The 2,933-nt window shown below is 51.8% G+C and carries 2 protein-coding genes and 1 pseudogene; all 3 read right to left on the bottom strand.

All coding sequences use genetic code 11. The annotated features are described in order from the left end of the window. Nucleotides 1-1,850, bottom strand: a 1,850-nt coding sequence (locus ABYW01_RS18135; protein ID WP_372835539.1) for a methyl-accepting chemotaxis protein, incomplete at its 3' end; no start/stop codon positions are given. Nucleotides 1,851-2,146: 296 nt separating this feature from the next. Then, complete coding sequence (gene nirD / locus ABYW01_RS18130) at nucleotides 2,147-2,494, bottom strand: nitrite reductase small subunit NirD (RefSeq protein ID WP_372835537.1); 348 nt, start codon at nucleotides 2,492-2,494, stop codon at nucleotides 2,147-2,149. 25 nt (nucleotides 2,495-2,519) lie between these two features. Continuing rightward, a pseudogene (locus ABYW01_RS18125) lies at nucleotides 2,520-2,933 on the bottom strand (nitrite reductase (NAD(P)H)); the annotation flags it as partial.

Genomic DNA, 2,933 nt, shown 5'->3' with positions numbered 1-2,933 from the left:
TCCTGCGTTTCCCGCGCCCGTTCGCTGATAGTGACTACGTTCTGATTGATGGTTTCCGCGACATCAGCCTGCTGCTCAGCCGCTTGTGCGATCTGCACCGTCATATCGCTGATGGTGGTAGATTCGCGAGTGATTTCGTTCAGCGATGTACCTGCATGTTCCGCCTGCGCTGCGCTTTGTTCGGCATAATCACGGCTGTTGTGCATGGAGGTCACCGCTTCGGAGGCGGCTGATTGCAGTTTGTTAATCACATCCTGAATTTCTGTTGTAGCGCTCTGTGTGCGACTGGCCAGTTCACGGACTTCATCGGCAACTACAGCAAAGCCCCTTCCGGCATCGCCGGCACGGGCGGCTTCAATCGCCGCATTGAGGGCCAGCAGGTTGGTTTTGTCGGCGATATCATTAATCACGTCCAGTACCGTACCGATACTCTTGCTGTCCTGTGCCAGCTGTTCGATGACGCCCGCAGCAGTATTTAACTGACTGACCTGATTACGGATTGCATCGATGGTGGTATCGACTTCAGTTTTACCCTGATCGGCGGCTTTATCTGCACTGTTGGCTGCGGTTGCTGCAGAGGCGGCGTTTTCCGCAACATCGGTGGCGGTAGCGCTCATCTCATTGATGGCGGCAGCGGCTTGATCAGTTTCATCGGACTGACGGGCAATCGCTAATGCTGCGTCATTGCTGACATTACGCAACGAAGACGCCGCACTGCCGAGTTCGTCGACGGCATTGGAAACGCCCGATACCGTGGTACGGATCTTCTCAACAAAGCGGTTGAATCCTTCGGCCAGAATCTTCAGCTCGCTGGCACCGGATTCCGGCAGCGAGACGTTCAGATCGCCTTCACCGGCACCGATAAGTTGCAGGTTTTTGGCGACGTTACGGATGGGATGAACCACGGTGAAGATGGTAACGGCGAGCGCAATAATCGCCGCCAGCACACCGCCGACAGCAGCAGCGATAATCATCGTCTGTGAAGTTGTCACCAGATCATCCACTTTATTGATCTCTCCGGTGACGGCCTCGGTGCCTTGGATCTGAACATTTTCCAGCGCCGCGAGTACACGGTCGATAAGCTTGCCCATATCCTTACGTGATTCTTTAAAGGTGGTGAACTCAACGACCACCTGCACGTACAGTTGCTGCATCTGTTGGAAGGATTGCTCGAGTCCTTCTGATTGCTCTTTCATCTCATGATATGTGAGACGTTGCAGCACACGATCAAGGGTATCAACCAGCTGTTTGCGCTGTTCGTTCATGATCAGCATCTGGTCGGTGGGGTCTGCGCCCTCAAACAACTGTTGCAGGCTGTAGTTGCGCATGAGAATGCCAACCCGTATTTCCGACAGCATCATATCGAGATCGTTAAGCTCCTCAGATTTTCGGCGATCCAAAAAATGCTCATCGGCTTGAATAAGCACGTCTTCCTGCGCAACGGCTACTTTATCAAGCGTGGAGTTGGTGGCGTCCAGAAGCTGCATGCGTTGTTCACGAATGGTTTTGAAATCGCTGAGCAGCGACAGTTGCGAACCCCGATATTGTGCGATCAGGCTTTCTGTTTTGACGAGCACCTGTTCTTCGATCAGCCCGGTGCTTTTTATCGACTCCAGTGATGCGCGCGAGGCCTTACGGGACTCCCTCAACATCTTTTTGCCTTGCTTGAGAGGGATATCGTTCGAGAGGATACGTTCGGTGACCAGCATCTCTTGTTGCAGATTGATGGTTGTTTCCCGACCACCGTCGGATACGTCTCTGGCAGGGCCTGAGACAAAGAGAAGGGAGGAGGAGACCTGATTAACACCAAAGAGACCTGCACTGCCGCAGAGTATCAGGAGTATGATCATGGCTAAAAAGCCGACTCCAACCCGTATTCCTATAGATAAATTCATAGTACGTCGCCCGCATTGTCCATATGTTTTTGTTTTTTAATTATTATTTGAGCTTTTGACTGTAGATCAGAGGTCCAGAAAACGCCAAAGACGCATGCTGGTTGGTCTAATCCTTATTTCTAAAGCCTCACAACTACATCGACCAAAGTATGAATTTCATGAGTTCAATTTGTGGCTGTTTGGGCAAGGTAAAAAAAAGGGCCGTTAAAAAACGACCCTTAGGGTTGGGGGACATTGCTTATAATTATGGGTTAGGCGTTGAGGATCTCAACGTGATCGCCGTTGAAGCGCACTGGAAAGGTACGCAACTGCAGAGATTCATCTTCCAGACACAGACCGCTTTTTAGCGCGTAGTGCTGTTTATAAAGCGGAGACGCCACGACGGGCTCGCCGTTGACGTCGCCGATCAGGCCACGGGCGATGACGTTGGCGCTGCTGACCGGGTCATGGTTGCACACGGCGTACAGACTTTCCTTTTCACCGGGCAGGTAAAATAGCGCGATCTGTGCTTCATCCAGTTTGGCTGCGACACCTGAAAACGGTACCAGATCGTTCTGGGAGCAGAGGGTTTTCCAGTCGAGTTTCATTGCAGTATTCATCTGTTATCTCCTTCTAATCTAAGACTTAAGCCGGACGGATCTGATCGCGTTCGATGATGTTGACGATCTGTGGGTCGCCACCTTCCTCGTTCACAAAGGTACGGAAACGTTTCAGTTTTTCTTCATCGTTGATGGTGGCTTTCCACTCACATTCGTAGGTATCTACAACATGTGCCATCTGCTTCTCCAGCTCGTCGGCGATGCCCAATGAGTCGTTGATCACCACATCGCGCAGGTAGTCGAGCCCCCCTTCCAGATTTTCCATCCAGACGGAGGTACGCTGCAGGCGGTCACCGGTTTTGATGTAGAACATCAATACGCGGTCGATGTACTTGATCAGGGTTTCGTCGTCCAGATCGGTAGCGAACAGGTCAGCATGACGCGGTTTCATACCGCCATTACCGCACACATAAAGGTTCCAGCCATTTTCGGTGGCGAT

Source organism: Pontibacterium sp., assembly GCF_041587635.1.
Lineage (GTDB): Bacteria > Pseudomonadota > Gammaproteobacteria > Pseudomonadales > Balneatricaceae > Pontibacterium.
This window is presented reverse-complemented; position numbering and strand designations above follow the sequence as displayed.

Coding starts and splice junctions, on each gene's coding strand:
- nirD (WP_372835537.1), bottom strand. CDS start 2,494: ATGAATACTGCAATGAAACTCGACTGGAAAACCCTCTGCTCCCAGAAC.